This is a genomic window from Nocardia sp. NBC_00403 (assembly GCF_036046055.1).
Classification (GTDB): Bacteria; Actinomycetota; Actinomycetes; order Mycobacteriales; family Mycobacteriaceae; genus Nocardia.
In genome coordinates, this window is the sequence record NZ_CP107939.1 from 2,767,482 (window position 1) to 2,782,141 (window position 14,660).

Below are 14,660 nucleotides of genomic sequence, written 5' to 3' on the forward strand. Positions count from 1 at the left end.
TCAGGATTTCGGCGCGGCGCGCAGCCGCGCTTCGAGGCCGTCCATGACGCACAGCAAGCCGAAGTCGAAGGCCATGGCGCGGGCGACCTCCGGGTCGGTCGGGACGGTCGTGCGGTAGTCCGCCATCATCTCGGGGTAGTCGTGGCCGATCTGCTCCATCACCTCCATCACGTTCTCCGGGTTCAGGTCGCCGTCGAATGCTTTGTCCGCCGTGATCGCCGGAATGATCTGGCCGAGAACAAAACTCATCACCGTGCTGGTCGCGAGGTGGACGTCAACGCCGGTGAAACCCGCGCAGAGGAAGGTGCGGCGCAGTCGGTCGCCGAGGCGGAACGAGTTCGGGCCGATGCTCGGCATCTGGACCGCCATGGATGCCACCCACGGGTGGGCGAGCATGGTGACGCGCAAGCTGTAGGCGAAGGTCGTCACCACTTCGCGCCACGAGGTTTCGTCGGGCTCCGGGGTGTCCACCAGGCCCCAGATTTCGTCGAGGGCCAGTTCCAGTAGTTCGTTCTTGTTCGCGACATGCCAGTAGAGGCTGGTCGCGCCCGCGCCGAGTTTGGCGCCGAGCTTGCGCATGCTCAGCGCCTCCCTCCCCTCGGCGTCCAGGAGTTCGACTGCGGCAGCAACGATCTGGTCGCGGCGCAAGCCCGCCGTTTTGGGTTGGCGGGGCTCGCGGGTCCACACCGAGGTGAACTGCTTGGTCATCGGGCCAGCATAATTCGCTCGCACATTGTTCGATTCTATCGTACGGTGTGCGAGTGGAATCGAACGTCGTACGAGACCCTCGCCGTTGGTGGATTCTCGGGGTCCTCTGTCTGTCCCTGCTGGTGCTGATGATCGACGGCACCGTGCTCAACATCGCTATCCCGTCACTCATTCGCGAGCTCGGCGCCTCGCCCTCGGACGTGCAGTGGATCCTGGACGCCTACGTCCTCGTCTTCGCGGGTTTGCTGCTCACCGCGGGCAGCCTGTCGGACCGGTTCGGCAGGCGTCGAATGCTGATCGTCGGCCTTGCGGTGTTCGGCGCGGCATCCCTGTTCGCCGTGCTGGCCACCGAACCGTGGCAGGTCGTCGCCGCGCGGGCCGCCATGGGCGTCGGTGGCTCGCTGCTGATGCCATCGACGTTGTCGATCCTGATGACCACCTTCGCCGAAGATGAGCGGCGCAAGGCGATGGCCGCCTGGTCTACCGTCTCGATGGTCGGCATCGTGCTCGGGCCGACGCTGGGTGGCTTTCTGCTGCAACACTATTGGTGGGGCTCGGTGTTCCTGCTCAATATTCCGGTCGCGGCGGCGGCGATCGTCGCCGCGATCGTGCTGATGCCGGAATCGACGGGGGAGCAGCGTCCGGTCGATCTGCTCGGCGTGGTGCTGTCCATCACCGCGCTCGGCGCCACGGTCTACGTGATCATCGAGCGTGAGTGGAACATCGGGATGATCGTGCTGGCGATCGCGGCGTTCATCGCGTTCGCGGTCTGGGAGAGCCGATCTGCACACCCGATGCTGCCGCTGGCGGTTTTCCGCAAGCGTGACTTCACCGGCACGGCGCTCACCCTGCTGCTCATGGTGTTCGGTATGGGCGCGCTCATGCTGATGCTCACGCAGTATCTGCAGTTCGTGCTCGGCTACGGGCCGATGAAGGCCGGTCTCGCGCTGCTGCCGTACGCCGTGGCCGCCGCGGTGTTCAACGGTCTCGGCGCGACTCTGGGACAGAAGCTGAGCAATAAGACACTCATCGTGGCCGGCCTGCTCGTGATGGGCGTTGCCTTCGGCATCCTGGCCCTCGGCACCGGATACTTCGCGGTGCTGGGAAGCATGCTGGTGATGGGCATCGGCGGCGGCCTTGCCGGTCCCGCCGCCTACGCCGCAATCATGAGCGCCATCCCGCTCGAGCACGCCGGCGTCGGCTCGGCCATGAACGACACCCTGCAGCAGGTCGGTATGGCGATCAGCATCGCGATTCTGGGCAGCGTGCTCGCGGGGGTGTTCACCTCGAACATGCCTGCGGATGCCCCTGACGCGGCGCGTGAATCCATCGGCGCGGCTTTCCAACTCGGCTACATCGAGCCGGCGAAGACAGCCTTCACGACCGCCATGTCCACCGGTGCCTGGATCAGCGCGGGCTTCAGCGTCGCTGCCGCGCTACTCGGGCTGGTGCTGCTGCGGGCGCGCCCGGCCGAGCCGGCGAAGGAAACGGAGGCGGCTACCGTCGGGTAGGGCGGTGCCCCGGCCGGTGCCGTTCGGCGAATGGCACTGGCCGACACCGCGAATCGAGCCGCCGTCGCAGGGTTCTCTGGGGAATAGCCACTCGCATCTCGCGGACCGCTCGGCTATGCTCCCCTCTGCCTCCTCGTTGTGCATGTCGGCGCATTCGATCGGGGAGTATCGCGAGTGCGGAACTGGTTCGAGCATCGGTGTGCAGGACGCGGCAAATCAATTGCCCTGGTGACGGAATGGAAAAACGCAATGAGGCTTTGTGACAGCGCTACAGCGGCCGTCCTGGTTATCGGCGCCGTGACCCTTGGTACAGGCATCGTCCACGCCGAACCCGTCGTGGAGCCCGCGCAGCCCAACATCACGTACTCGGTCAAGCTGGTGGACAAGGCCGTGGTGACCACCGTGAAGGGCGGCACCTTCGAGCTGTCGAAAGCGCTCGCGGGTGTGCTGGCCGCGGGTGGTGACGGTCGTCTTGTCGAGCGGGACGGCAAGCTGGTCGACGCCACGGGCAAGGCCGCCGATATCGCCGACGTGGTCGACGTGGTCGATCTCGAGGACAGCGCTGGTCACACCGTGCTGACCCTGCCGCTCGACTTCCGTATCGCGCAGACCTCGATTCCGGTCGAACCGGTCGTGCAGAAGGACGGCACGGTGCTGGAGTTGACGCCCCGGAAGCCGGCGGGGCTCGTTGTCTCGCAGCCGGTTGCCGTCAAGCCGGTGGCGTCGATGCTCGAGAACGAGCGCGCCAGAAACCAATTCGCCACCCAATTCGGCCTTGCCACTGCGATCGGCGGCTTTATCGGGACCGCGGTCGGCGCGACCATCGGTTGCGTGGTCACCATCGCCGCGGGCTGCATCGCCGGGTTCCTCGCCGGAGCCGGCATCGGCGGGATCATCGGAACCACCATCGTCGGTGGCCCCGTCCTGATCGTCGCGGGTATTGATCTGGTCAACACGATGGTGGCCGCCGACGGCACGACGCATTGGGCGGACAAGCCGAAAGTCGTGCAGCCGCAGCCGCAGCCGCAGCCGACCCAGGCGCAGCAGACACCGGAACAGCCGCGGTAGCTAGACGGTGTCGTCCACCAGCTGAGCTGCCAGGGCGCGACCCGCAGCCCGCAGGGGTTCGGTCGAATGCAGGGTGCGGCTGAGGATGAAGGCTCCCTCCAGTGCGCTCAGTAGTGCGAGGGTGAATTGGCGCGCCGGGGTCGCATCGAGCCCGCGCCGCACGAAGTATTCGGTGCCGCGAGCGATCCACGAGTCGAGAATTTCGGCGGTGACTGCCCGCAGTGCTGGTTCACTGTCGGCGATTTCGCCCGCGATCGTGACGACAGGGCACATATTGAGCCAGCCCGCTTGCTCCATCTGTTCGGCGGCGTCCGTGAAGGCGGCGGTCACCGCTTCGCGCAGATCCTCGTGCGGATCCATCAGCATCGGCAGCAGCTGGATGTAGGCCGCGCCCGCCGCCCGCAGCGCTTCGGCCGCGATCTGTTGTTTGCCCTGTGGGAAGTGGTGATAGAGCGAGCCCATCGGTGCCTGCGCCAGCTCGCTCACCTGCTTGACGGTGGTCGCGCCATAGCCCTGCGTGCGCATCAGCTCCGCCATCGCTGTGCGGATCCGTTCCCTGGTGCTGGTTGACATCTTCTCGGCCACTCCGTAAGACTAGAGCAAATGCTCTAGAGCGACTACTCTAGCGGAGGTACTGCGATGCCTGCAGTCGATATTGCCGCCGGTCGGATCCACTATGTCGAGCGTGGCGACGGCCCGCCCGTGGTGCTGCTCCACGGTCTTTTGATGAACCACACCGTGTGGGATCGGGTGATCGACCTGCTGCCCAGTGGATTCCGCTATGTGCTGCCCGACTTACCGCTCGGCGCGCACGCGACGCCGATGAATCCCGGCACGGACCTCTCCCTGCGTGGGCAGAATCAGATCATTGCCGATTTCCTCGACGCGCTCGATCTGCGCGAGGTGACATTGGTGCACAGCGACTGGGGTGGGGGACTGTTCCTCACCGCGTACGGTCTCGATCAGCGGGTGGCCCGGCTGATCGCACTGCCGTGTGAGGCGTTCGAGAACTTTCCGCCCGGACTGCCGGGCAAGATGGTCGCCATCGCGGTGGCGATTCCCGGCGGTGTCGCACTTGCGTTGCGGCAGTTGCGGATCCGCTTCTTGCGCAACTCGCCGCTACTGATGGGAATGATGGCGCGCGAGCCGCTGCCGGACGACCTGGTGCGCGAGTGGACCGAACCGGCGCTGCACGACAAGGCAATTCGGCGGGATCTGATCAAATACGCCAAGTCGGACTTCCGTGGATCCGAGCTGATCGCGAATACCGAGGCATTGCAGCACTTTTCCGGTGACGCCCTCGTGCTCTGGTCGTCGGCGGGCAAGGTGATGCCGAGGGACCACGGTCGTCGGCTCGCGGAGTTGCTGCCCAAGGGCAGGCTCGTGGAGATCGACGATGCCTACGTCTTGTCCATGCTCGATCGACCCGACGTGGTCGCCGAGGCTATGGCGGCCTTCCTGACCAACCAGCGGACCGGGGCGGTCTGAGGCGCGAGTCACCGCATCGCGCTGTCGAAATCGGCATCGCGGTTGTCGTCGAATTCCGCGTCGGTGCCCACCGGCGCGGGCAGCTGCGGCGGAATTCCCGGACCGACAACCGCCTGGCCACCGCTAACGAGGACGTGCCGGTTCGGGTGTGGCGGGCCGCCGTACTCTGATTTCCATGTCGGTAATCGCGGGACCGCGCCTCGATGCGGACTTCGACCGGCTGCTCGAGCTGCTCAACGGCCGCCGGGTGGCGGTGCTGACCGGTGCCGGTGTGTCGACCGACAGCGGCATCCCCGACTATCGCGGTCCCACTTCACCGGCCCGCAATCCCATGACCTACCAGCAGTTCGTCGGTGATCCGGTCTTCCGCCGACGGTATTGGGCCCGCAACCACATCGGCTGGCGTGCCATGGACGGCTCCCGCCCCAATTCCGGGCATCGCGCGCTGGCCCGACTCGAGTCGATGGGCGTCGTCACCGGGCTGATCACCCAGAACGTCGATCTGCTGCACACCAAGGCAGGCAGCCGTCGGGTGATCGACCTGCACGGCACTTACGCGCGAGTGCGCTGTCTCGGCTGCGAAGCGCTCATCTCCCGCATGACGCTGGCCGAACGATTGGAAGCGGCGAACCCGGGTTTCGCGGCCGATGCCACGGCCAGCGGGGTCGAGGTGGCGCCGGACGCCGACGCGGTGATCGCCGATACCGAAAGCTTCCGCATGGTCGACTGTGCACGCTGCGGCGGCATGCTCAAACCCGACATCGTGTACTTCGGCGAGAACGTCCCCAAGGATCGCGTCGCTGCCGCCTTCGACCTCGTCGACGACGCCGAGGTCCTGCTGGTCGCCGGTTCTTCGTTGACCGTCATGTCGGGCCTGCGTTTCGTCCGTCACGCGGCGAAACACGGACGGCCCGTTGTCATCATCAATCGAGGCGCAACCCGGGGCGACGAATTCGCCGCACTCACCCTCGATGTGGGCTGCTCCACCGCGCTGACCGGCCTTGCGGACGCGGTCGCCGCTGTCGGTGGTCTGCGTTAGCGTCGTGGGTATGCGGCTACACGTGGGATGTGCGATGTGGACGCACGCCGCTTGGCAGCAACGGCAGCCCATCGCGGGCGAGAAGTTGCGGTCCTATGCCGAGTGGTGCAACGCGGTGGAGGGCAACACCACCTTCTATGCGACGCCGCAGCGGCGGACGGTGCAATCGTGGGCCGAACAGGTCGGGCCCGACTTCCGGTTCGTGGTCAAACTGCCGAAGACGGTCACCCACGAGCGCAGGCTGGCAGGTGTCGACGCGGAGATGCGCGCGTATCTCGACGCCATCGAGCCGCTCGGGACGAACGCGCACGCGCTGTGGGTGCAGTTGCCCGGCTCCTTCGGCCCGAACGATCTCGGCGCGCTTGCCGCGTTCCTGCGCAGACTCCCGCGCTCGTATCGATCCGCTGTCGAGGTCCGGCATCCCGCGTTCTTCGAGAACGATTCCGCCGCACGGCAATTGGAGACCGTGCTCGCGCTCGTCGATGCGGAGTGGATACCTTTCGACACGACAGTGCTTTTCGATGGCCCGGCGACCAGCCCGGCCGAGGCCGAGGCGCGGTCGAAGAAGCCGCGCCTGCCGCGCCGTATGCGGGCGCTCACCGAGTTCCCGATCGTTCGGTATCACGGGCGTGACGCGGAAGAACGAACGATCGAGGGCTGGCAGCCGTGGCTCGATACCGTCGTCGAGTGGTTGCGAGACGGTCGATCGCCGACGGTGTTCCTCCATACCCCAGACAACGCAAGCTCTTTGGATCTCGCGCGCCGGTTCTACGACGAGATACAGGCGCGGCTCCCGGAATTGGCGCCGCTGCCCGAGCCACAGCCGGTCGAACCGATGACCTTGTTCTGACCGGCGATTCCGTCGATCCATCGCCCGGATTTGCCGGTGAACAGCGGCCTTGCCCCACCTGACGGGCAGTTTCGTGATCAGCAGTGCGCCGAACATGTGGATGATCATCGGAATCTCTGACAGTCGCGCGAGCAGCCCAGCGAGGATGATTGAGCCCAGATGTATCGGTCGGTCACCAGCCATAGGGGCTGAACCGGCCCCATGCGATGACGGCGGCGAGCACGAACAAGACCGCGACTATCACCACGCCGCGGCATTCTTTACGGCGGATGTGCAAGATCGCCGCCAGCAGCGCGAATACTCCCAGACCGACCGCGGCGATCGGGGTCAAGATGGGAGCGATCCCGGTCGCGGCCGGTGCGATCAGCCCGATCGCACCGAGTATCTCCACCACACCGATGAACCACACGGTCGTTTTCGAGAAGTCGTGCGCCCACGGATACTGTTCGGCCAGCTTGTCCTTCGATTGGACAAGCTTCCCCACGCCGGACATGCCCACCAGGGCAGCCAGGATCGCCTGCAGGATCCACAAGAAAATACTCATTGACGTGCCTTCTTTTATGGTTGTTGGTCTGGGTTCAGCGCTTGATCGCTGTGGTCACGGACGGTTTTCGGGAAGCACACCGAGCTGTCGCATCTGCGAAGCCACGGCGACCACCCCCAGGTCTCCGCAATTCGACCGTCCGCAATTCGACCGTCCGCGATACGGACGATGAAGATCTCGTTGTAGGAGATGGCCTAGCAACGGCTCTCGACAACACTCCTGCGACCTGTCAGGGCTCGAGGTCGACCACGCCTTTGCCGCTCAGGATGTCGAGCGGCACCGACACCTGGTCGTGCGCGATCAACCAGGTGTCGTCGACCTTCCGCATGCCGTACGTGACCCGGACCCACATACCGCTCGTTTCGGCCCCGTTCTTCAGCGTGCCGCGCAGACGTGCAAAGGCGTGCCCGAATGCCACATCATCGCCTACGGTGAACGTCAGGTCGCGAGCCTCATAGGTCACACTCTCGAAGAACATGAAGACTTTCGCCCAGTTCTCGAGTTTCGCCGCTATCCCGACATGCTGGAGCGGCTGCTCGACATCGAAGGACACGACGTCGGTTGTGTACAGCTGTTTCAGGGCCTCGAGATCCTTGGCTCGCAGTCCCTCGACTACCTTGTCGATTTGCCGGCGAATCTCGACTTCCTCTACCTCGATACGGTCGGCGCGTGACTGAAAGTCGTTCGGCGTCGTCATGATTGGTTCCTTCGGAGTTGATGTGCGGGGTATCGGTGGCGGGCCGCCGTAGCGGCGCCAGGGCGGTGCTCCATGCGATGAGCTGATCCAGCAAGGTGTTCAGCGCTGTGATGTGGCGGTCGCGCGGTGTGAAGGTGGTGTGGTTCTCGAACCAGTACCCGGCCCAACCGCAAAGGCCCGCAGGTCACGCTGTGGGTGCTGGACTCGGCGGCGCGGCGCGGCGACGCCGAGTTCGAACTGATCGATCTGCGCGACCATCCGCTAGCCGAGGATGATGCCGATTCTGGTCATGTCCGGAACTCCTGTTTCCCTGAGAGGGTCATACCCTTCCGACGACACAGCCGTCCGGAATGTCAGGCCGCATCACCAATCGGGTCGCCGATTCGTCGATTCTGGTAAGGACGTACCGACCTAGGAGTCGACCATGACCGACCCGGACCTGGGCACAGTAATCACCGAGCGGCGTCAGCTGATCAATCTCGCCTACCGGCTGCTCGGCTCGTCGTGCTGGATTCCATGACGCCGGCCGAGCGCATGACGTTCGTCCTGCACGACGTCTTCCGCTACTCCTTCGCCGAATTCGCCGACATCGTCGGGCACACCCCCGCGTTGCGGCCCAGCCGGTCCAGGGTGCAGACCACGATCGTGTCGCCCGAGGATTCCTGGGCCGGCCAGGGTGCGAAGCCTGGTGCGGGGATCCCCGCCTTGTCGAACCGGCCGGTGCCCAATGTTTCGGGGCGCAGGAACCTCAGGATGGGTTGGAACCGGTGATGAACTTGCGGCGGACGGTGTAGATCGCGGCGCCGAGGGCGACGACGGCCGCGCCTGCCAGCACCGATGTCATCGGCAGCGTGCATGCGAGGAGGAGGCAGCCGAGCAGGCCGATCGCCGGGATCAGCCGCACCGGCCGCCCCTCGGTCGCGGTGAGTGTCCATGCGGCCGCGTTGGCGACGGCGTAGTAGAGCAGCACGCCGAAGGAGGAGAATCCGATCGCGGCACGGACATCGGTCGTCGCGGCGGCGACGGCCACGATGACGCCGACGGCGACTTCGACGCGGTGCGGCACCGCGAATCGGGGATGCACTGCTGCGAGCGCGTGCGGCAGGTGCCGGTCGCGGGCCATCGCCAGTGTCGTACGCGAGACACCGAGGATCAACGCCAGCAGTGACCCCAGCGCCGCCACGACGGCTCCGGCCCGCACCACCGGTTCCAGCCGGTCGACGCCGGCTGCCCGCACCACGGCCGACAGCGGCGCGCCCGCCTCGGACAATCCCTGCGGCCCCAGCACCATCAGCGACGCGACCACGACAACCGCGTAGACGAGCAGGGCGCAGCCCAGGGCGAGCGGGATCGCACGGGGAATCGTGCGCGCCGGGTCGCGAACTTCCTCACCGAGCGTGGCGATCCGCGCGTATCCGGCGAAGGCGAAGAACAACAGACCCGCCGCCTGCAACACCCCTGCCACGGTGATGTCGGAACCGAATTCCAGCCGTGCGACGTCAGAGGCGTGAGAGGTGAACGCTGCCACAACCACCGCGGCGAGCACAGCCAGCACGATCGTCACGATCACCCGGGTCACCAGAGCTGATTTCTGTACGCCGCGATAGTTCACCGCCGTCAACGCGACGACCGCCGCGACAGCGACGGCGTGTGCCTGCTCCGGCCACGCATACGCGCCGACGGTCAGCGCCATGGCCGCGCAGGAGGCGGTCTTGCCGACCACGAAGCACCACCCCGCGAGATACCCCCAGAAGTCGCCGAGCCGTTCGCGCCCATACACATACGTGCCGCCGGAGGACGGATACCGCGCGGCCAACCGGGCCGACGAGGTCGCATTGCAGTATGCGACCACCGCCGCTATCGCAAGCCCGAGCAGCAGCCCCGACCCCGCCGCCCGCGCTGCCGGAGCCAGGGTGGCGAAAATCCCCGCCCCGATCATGGAGCCGAGCCCGATCACGACAGCATCGGTCACTCCTAAGCTCCGACGGAGCTCGTCCGGTGTACCCGTCTGCGTTGTCTTCGACACCACGCTCCTGTCACACAGCCGATCCGGCTAGTTCGATCGAATTCAATTGATGAATTCGGTGCTTATGACAGCATCCAGCGAACACGCCGACGTCCGCTACCTCGTCGAATCAGGCAGCTGTCCAGCTTCTACACCGACCACCTCGGCTTTGCTTGCGCACCAGCGTTGCACCCGCCTTCGCCGACGCGGTGCGCGGCCCGCGGCGGCTATTGCTGTCGGCCTGATGCGACTGGCGCGGAAACCGGGACCTGGGCTGCTGAATCCGGCGCGGAAGGGGCCAGAACACGCAAAGATGCCCTGTACCTCAACCATCAATCGAGGTGCGGGCACTATCTCCGTGTTTGTTCTACGGGCGCTTGAACTTGCCGTCTCGCACGCCTGCGGTGAAGGCATCCCACTTGCTATCTTCCGCAGCAGGTTTCTGCTGCTGACCTCATCCAGCGATGCTCCCTGGATGCGATCATGCGCTTGCGTATACCGATGAACGGTACCCACCTTCTCGCTGTACATGTCCCCGGTGTAGTTCTCGGCATACACGATTGTCGGTTCGATCGGCTTGGGGAACAGCCACAACCTGAACGGTCGGACTCGATCAGCAACGGTTAGCACCGCAGCCGCGAGGCGGCGTGGGAGCGTGAACGTGTGGATGAGCATGAGCGGGACCGGATTCGCGGGCGGGAAGTCGGCTGACGAGGTCGAGCGAACGAGGAGGGACGTCGGCTCCCTCGCACGGGGGACCCTGCCACGGTGCGGGCGGCCGATGGCACGATCATCGCCAATGCTGTGCTCGACTCGTCGTGGGGGCCTGGAGGAGATGGCTGTGGATTACTACGATCTCGGGAAATACACGCGACCGGTGACGACGCCCTCTCTTGCCGCGCAGCGGTGGTTCGACCGGGGTCTGATCTGGACCTATGCCTTCAATCATGAAGAAGCAGTTCGATGTTTCGCCCTGGCGTCGGACGAGGATGCGGGCTGCGCGATGGCCCATTGGGGCCTGGCCTATGCGCTGGGCCCCAACTACAACAAGCCATGGGAGTTCTTCGACGAGACGGAGCTGGCCGAGACCGTCACCCGCACCTTCGAGGCGACGCGGCGGGCGCTGGAACTCGTAGGCTCGGCGGCCCCGGTCGAACGCGCACTCATCGAATCACTCGCAATGCGCTACCAGCGCAACCGGCCCGACGGCGATGGCTCGGCGTGGAATCGCGACTATGCCGATACGATGCGTGCCGTCTACGAGCGGTTCTCCGACGACATCGACGTGGCCGTACTGTTCGCCGACGCCTTGATGAACCTGACGCCGTGGGGCCTGTGGGATCAGCACACCGGCGAACCGGGCGCGGGCGCCGTGGAGACCAAGGCGGTGCTCGAGCGGGCATTGCGCAGCGAAACCGGCCGGGCGCACCCCGGTGTGCTGCACATGTACATCCACCTGATGGAGATGTCTGCGACGCCGGAAGCCGCGCAGCCCGCTGCCGATCGGTTGCGCGGGCTGGTGCCCGATGCCGGTCACCTCGAGCACATGCCCTCGCACATCGACGTGCTGTGCGGTGACTATCGGGCCGTGGTCTCGTCCAACTCGGCGGCCATCGTCGCGGACCGGAAATATGCGCAGCAGGCGGGCGAGATCAACTTCTACACGCTGTATCGCGCCCACAACTATCACTTCAAGGTCTACGGCGCAATGTTCCTCGGACAATACGACGTAGCACTGAGAACGGTGGCGCAGCTGGAGAACTCGATCCCCGAGGATCTGCTGCGGGTACAGGTTCCGCCGATGGCCGATTGGCTGGAGGGTTTTCTGTCGATGCGGGCGCACGTCTTCGTCAGGTTCGGCAAATGGGCGGAGATCATCGACCTCCCGCCGCCGAAAGACCAGGACCTGTACTGCGTCAGCACGGCAATGCTGCACTACGCCAAGGGCGTCGCACATTCGGCGACCGGCGACATCCCGCAGGCACACCAGCAGCAGCGCCTGTTCCATGCCGCGCTCGACCGAGTCCCCGAGACCAGGACGCTGTTCAACAACACCTGCCGCGACATCCTCGCCGTCGCCTCGGCGATGCTGGAGGGTGAACTGCACTACCGAAAAGGCAACTACGACGACGCCTTCGAAGCCCTGCGCCGATCGATCGAACTCGACGACCACCTGCCCTACGACGAACCGTGGGGCTGGATGCAGCCGACCAGGCACGCTTACGGCGCGCTGCTGCTCGAACAAGGTCACGTGCGCGAGGCCGAAGCCGTCTACCGCGCCGACCTCGGCATCGACAACAGCCTGCCGCGCGCCGCGCAACATCCCGCGAATGTGTGGAGCCTGCACGGTTACCACGAATGCCTGAGGCGGCTCGGTAAGACCGGCGAAGCCATGATCATCGGCCAACAGCTGAAACTGGCTGCTGCCGTGGCGGATGTCCCGATCGAAGCCTCGTGCTGCTGCCGATTGTCGGTCGCCTCGGGCGAAAACCGGGAGTAGATCACCCGCGTGCGACTCCCCTCCGGCAGCCGTGAACATGGTTGCCTCCAAGGCTTCCGGCAGAACATTCCGCCACCGCAGGATCAGGCGGAGATCAACCGACCTCGGCGACGAGTTCGATGGCCCGGCCGAGGGTGGCGAGGCGGTCCTGCAAGGTTGCGCCGGCGGGATATAGCCGGACGGTGTCGATACCCGCGTCGCGCCAGATCCGGAGCCGGTCGCGAACCATGGGTTCGGTGCCGATCAGCGTGGTGGCCAAGACCATGTCATCGGTGACCAGTGCCGTGGCGCCGTCGCGGTCACCTGCCTGCCAGCGTTCGCGGATCTCGCCGGTGACCTCGGACCAGCCCTGCCTGCTGTAGGCGGCGTTGTAGAAGTTGGTGTCGGCGCTGCCCATGCCGCCGATGCTGAACGCGAGTTCTCCTTTGCGACTGCGGATGTGGGACCCCAGCAGTTCGTCGTCGTCGAAGAGGGCGACCTCGGCGCCCTGGCAGGTGTCGAGGTCCGCGCGGGTGCGGCCGGCGTTGGCGAGTCCGGCATCGAGGTGGTCGAAGTAGGCGGACGCGCCCTCGGGCACGAAGCTGGTGCCGAGCCAGCCATCGGCGATTTCGCCGGTCAGTTCCAGCATTTTGGGGGAGAGGGTGGCGAGGTAGATGGGGATGTCGGGGTTCGCGGCCTTCGACAGTCGCATCGGCCGGGCCGCGCCCGGCAATGGGATCTGGAATACCTTGCCGGAGAACGTGATCTTTTCCCCGGCCCATGCTCGGCGGATGATCTGCACCGTCTCGCGCATGCGGGTCAGGGGCCGATCGAAGCGCACGCCGTGCAGGCCCTCGATGACCTGCGGACCCGAGGCGCCGAGCCCGAGCAGGAATCGCCCATCGGACAGGTCGGCGAGGGTGAGCGCGGTCTGGGCGATGGCCACCGGTGTTCGGGTGCCGAGTTGAATGATGCCGGAGCCCAAGAGGATTCGATCGGTACGGCCGGCCAGGTAGCCGAGCACCGACGGGGCGTCCGAGCCCCAGGCCTCCGCGACCCAGCAGATGTCGAGGCCGAGCTTCTCGGCCTCGAGCACGAAGTCCAGCGTCTGCCCCGCGGCGTCGGACGCCTCGATCGTCGTCGCGGTCCTCACCGGTGACCCGCCGATTCTGCGCGCTGCTTGATGGCGGCGACCGTTGCGGTCATTGCGGTTTCGAACTCCCGCATCCGGACGAAGACGATTTTCTCTTCCTTGTCCGGCATCTGGTCGATCGCCTGCGAGAGCCCGGACCGGCCGGGACCCATGCGGACCCACTGGCGCAGCTGGGTGCCGCCGTCGCGGGCCTGCAGGGTGAAGCGCCAGGTGGCCGTCGGGTTGTCGGGATCCTGTACCGCCCAGGCGAATACCTGCTCCGGGTCGCATTCGACCACGTAGGAGGTCGTCGACCACTCGCCGAGCGCCGGGTGACTGTTCGTACCGACGAACGCGCTGCCGACGGCGGGCCCCGCCGCGTCGAGCCAGTTCGCCGATTGCAATTCCGTACTCATCTGCGGCATCGACTCGACGTCGGTGACGATCTCCCAGACCCGCCGCGGCGCAGCATCGATCCACGTCTCGACCTCCGCCGTCGGGCCGTCGGCGTACTTGGCGCCCGTCCACTCCATGGCAACCATCTCTCTGTGACCTGCCTCGTGACGGATAGTCCCGTAGATAGACTCAGCATGTCAACCAACTGAAGTGGGTCACTCCGCCGTGAACCGTCGGGCGATCTCGGGCCGCTCGGCCAGATGCGGCGGGTATCCAGGCCCCATCCGCATGCGGGACTCCTCGATCGGGACGGGGTCGCCGCAGTGTGCGCAGACAACGTTCACCTGGGTCTCGTGACCGCACCGGGTGTGGTGCAGGACGACCGGCGGTCCATCCTCGGGGGCGAGCCACCGATCGCCCCACTTCGACATGGCGAGCAACACGCTCCAGAAGTCGGCGCCCTTCTCGGTGAGCAGATACTCGTAACGCGCCGGCTCGTGCTGGTAGGCCTGCTTTTCGAGCAGTCCTTCCTCGACCAGCCGGTGCAGCCGTTCGGAGAGCGTGGTGCGGGCGATCCCGAGCTCGTGGCGGAACTCGTCGAAGCGCCGAATCCCATAGAACGCTTCACGCAGCACCAGCGGCGTCCACCAGTCGCCGAGCAGATCCATGGTCCGTGCGACCGAGCATGGCCAGCCTGCGAAAGAAGTCCGTCTCATGACCTCAGCATAGGGGTCCTATGTTGA

Annotated in this window: 16 protein-coding genes; 7 read left to right on the top strand and 9 right to left on the bottom strand. The window is 65.8% G+C overall.

Translation table 11 applies throughout. The features are described 5' to 3' along the window. Positions 1–708 carry a TetR/AcrR family transcriptional regulator C-terminal domain-containing protein gene (locus OHQ90_RS12225; RefSeq protein WP_328410126.1) on the bottom strand — a complete coding sequence of 236 codons (708 nt, stop codon included), beginning with the start codon at positions 706–708 and terminating at the stop codon, positions 1–3. Between the two features lie 53 nt (positions 709–761). Here OHQ90_RS12225 and OHQ90_RS12230 point away from each other — a divergent pair, with 53 nt between their 5' ends. Next, positions 762–2,219 carry an MFS transporter gene (locus tag OHQ90_RS12230; RefSeq protein WP_328410128.1) on the top strand — a complete coding sequence of 486 codons (1,458 nt, stop codon included), beginning with the start codon at positions 762–764 and terminating at the stop codon, positions 2,217–2,219. 297 nt (positions 2,220–2,516) lie between these two features. Next, a complete protein-coding gene (locus OHQ90_RS12235) occupies positions 2,517–3,287 on the top strand; it encodes a hypothetical protein (RefSeq protein ID WP_328410130.1) in 771 nt (256 codons plus the stop codon). Here the strand turns inward: OHQ90_RS12235 and OHQ90_RS12240 are convergent, their stop codons facing one another. Then, positions 3,288–3,872 carry a TetR/AcrR family transcriptional regulator gene (locus tag OHQ90_RS12240; RefSeq protein WP_328410132.1) on the bottom strand — a complete coding sequence of 195 codons (585 nt, stop codon included), beginning with the start codon at positions 3,870–3,872 and terminating at the stop codon, positions 3,288–3,290. It lies immediately after the preceding gene. Between the two features lie 54 nt (positions 3,873–3,926). On the opposite strand from OHQ90_RS12240, the gene OHQ90_RS12245 reads away from it, so the two are divergent. The 3 genes from OHQ90_RS12245 (at position 3,927) to OHQ90_RS12255 (ending at position 6,664) form a co-directional block, all read left to right on the top strand. Further along, the gene (locus tag OHQ90_RS12245) at positions 3,927–4,775 is read left to right on the top strand and encodes an alpha/beta fold hydrolase (protein ID WP_328410134.1); all 849 of its coding nucleotides are present in this window, start codon (positions 3,927–3,929) and stop codon (positions 4,773–4,775) included. A 175-nt stretch (positions 4,776–4,950) separates the two neighbouring features. Beyond that, positions 4,951–5,814: an NAD-dependent protein deacetylase gene (locus OHQ90_RS12250; RefSeq protein WP_328410136.1), complete on the top strand. Its 864-nt coding sequence runs from the start codon at positions 4,951–4,953 to the stop codon at positions 5,812–5,814. Between the two features lie 10 nt (positions 5,815–5,824). Continuing rightward, positions 5,825–6,664: a DUF72 domain-containing protein gene (locus OHQ90_RS12255; RefSeq protein WP_328410139.1), complete on the top strand. Its 840-nt coding sequence runs from the start codon at positions 5,825–5,827 to the stop codon at positions 6,662–6,664. Positions 6,665–6,836: 172 nt separating this feature from the next. On the opposite strand, the gene OHQ90_RS12260 is transcribed toward OHQ90_RS12255, so the two are convergent. Continuing rightward, positions 6,837–7,208 carry a DoxX family protein gene (locus OHQ90_RS12260; RefSeq protein ID WP_328410141.1) on the bottom strand — a complete coding sequence of 124 codons (372 nt, stop codon included), beginning with the start codon at positions 7,206–7,208 and terminating at the stop codon, positions 6,837–6,839. Positions 7,209–7,437: 229 nt separating this feature from the next. Continuing rightward, positions 7,438–7,905 (bottom strand): YybH family protein, encoded by a 468-nt coding sequence (locus OHQ90_RS12265; protein ID WP_328410142.1) that lies wholly within the window; start codon positions 7,903–7,905, stop codon positions 7,438–7,440. 516 nt (positions 7,906–8,421) lie between these two features. On the opposite strand from OHQ90_RS12265, the gene OHQ90_RS39370 reads away from it, so the two are divergent. Further along, complete coding sequence (locus tag OHQ90_RS39370; protein ID WP_442941378.1) at positions 8,422–8,676, top strand: hypothetical protein; 255 nt, start codon at positions 8,422–8,424, stop codon at positions 8,674–8,676. Here the strand turns inward: OHQ90_RS39370 and OHQ90_RS12275 are convergent. Together OHQ90_RS12275 and OHQ90_RS39375 are read right to left on the bottom strand one after the other, a co-directional pair. Further along, positions 8,654–9,931, bottom strand: coding sequence for an APC family permease (locus tag OHQ90_RS12275; protein ID WP_442941379.1), 1,278 nt, complete (start codon positions 9,929–9,931; stop codon positions 8,654–8,656). The two genes, OHQ90_RS39370 and OHQ90_RS12275, sit on opposite strands and share 23 nt — an antisense overlap. Before the next feature lie 96 nt (positions 9,932–10,027). Beyond that, on the bottom strand, positions 10,028–10,585 hold the full coding sequence (locus OHQ90_RS39375; RefSeq protein WP_442941380.1) for a Scr1 family TA system antitoxin-like transcriptional regulator: 558 nt from the start codon (positions 10,583–10,585) through the stop codon (positions 10,028–10,030). A 160-nt stretch (positions 10,586–10,745) separates the two neighbouring features. Here OHQ90_RS39375 and OHQ90_RS12280 point away from each other — a divergent pair, with 160 nt between their 5' ends. Beyond that, positions 10,746–12,410, top strand: a complete 1,665-nt coding sequence (locus OHQ90_RS12280) for a tetratricopeptide repeat protein (RefSeq protein WP_328410145.1) — start codon at positions 10,746–10,748, stop codon at positions 12,408–12,410. Positions 12,411–12,504: 94 nt separating this feature from the next. Here OHQ90_RS12280 and OHQ90_RS12285 read toward each other — a convergent pair whose 3' ends face one another. From OHQ90_RS12285 to OHQ90_RS12295, 3 genes are all read right to left on the bottom strand, one after another. Beyond that, a complete protein-coding gene (locus OHQ90_RS12285; protein WP_328410147.1) occupies positions 12,505–13,542 on the bottom strand; it encodes an LLM class flavin-dependent oxidoreductase in 1,038 nt (345 codons plus the stop codon). Further along, positions 13,539–14,054: an SRPBCC family protein gene (locus OHQ90_RS12290; protein WP_328410150.1), complete on the bottom strand. Its 516-nt coding sequence runs from the start codon at positions 14,052–14,054 to the stop codon at positions 13,539–13,541. Before OHQ90_RS12290 ends, OHQ90_RS12285 begins: the two co-directional genes overlap by 4 nt. A gap of 78 nt (positions 14,055–14,132) precedes the next feature. Further along, complete coding sequence (locus tag OHQ90_RS12295) at positions 14,133–14,633, bottom strand: winged helix-turn-helix transcriptional regulator (RefSeq protein WP_328410152.1); 501 nt, start codon at positions 14,631–14,633, stop codon at positions 14,133–14,135. Between the last annotated feature and the right edge of the window lie 27 nt (positions 14,634–14,660).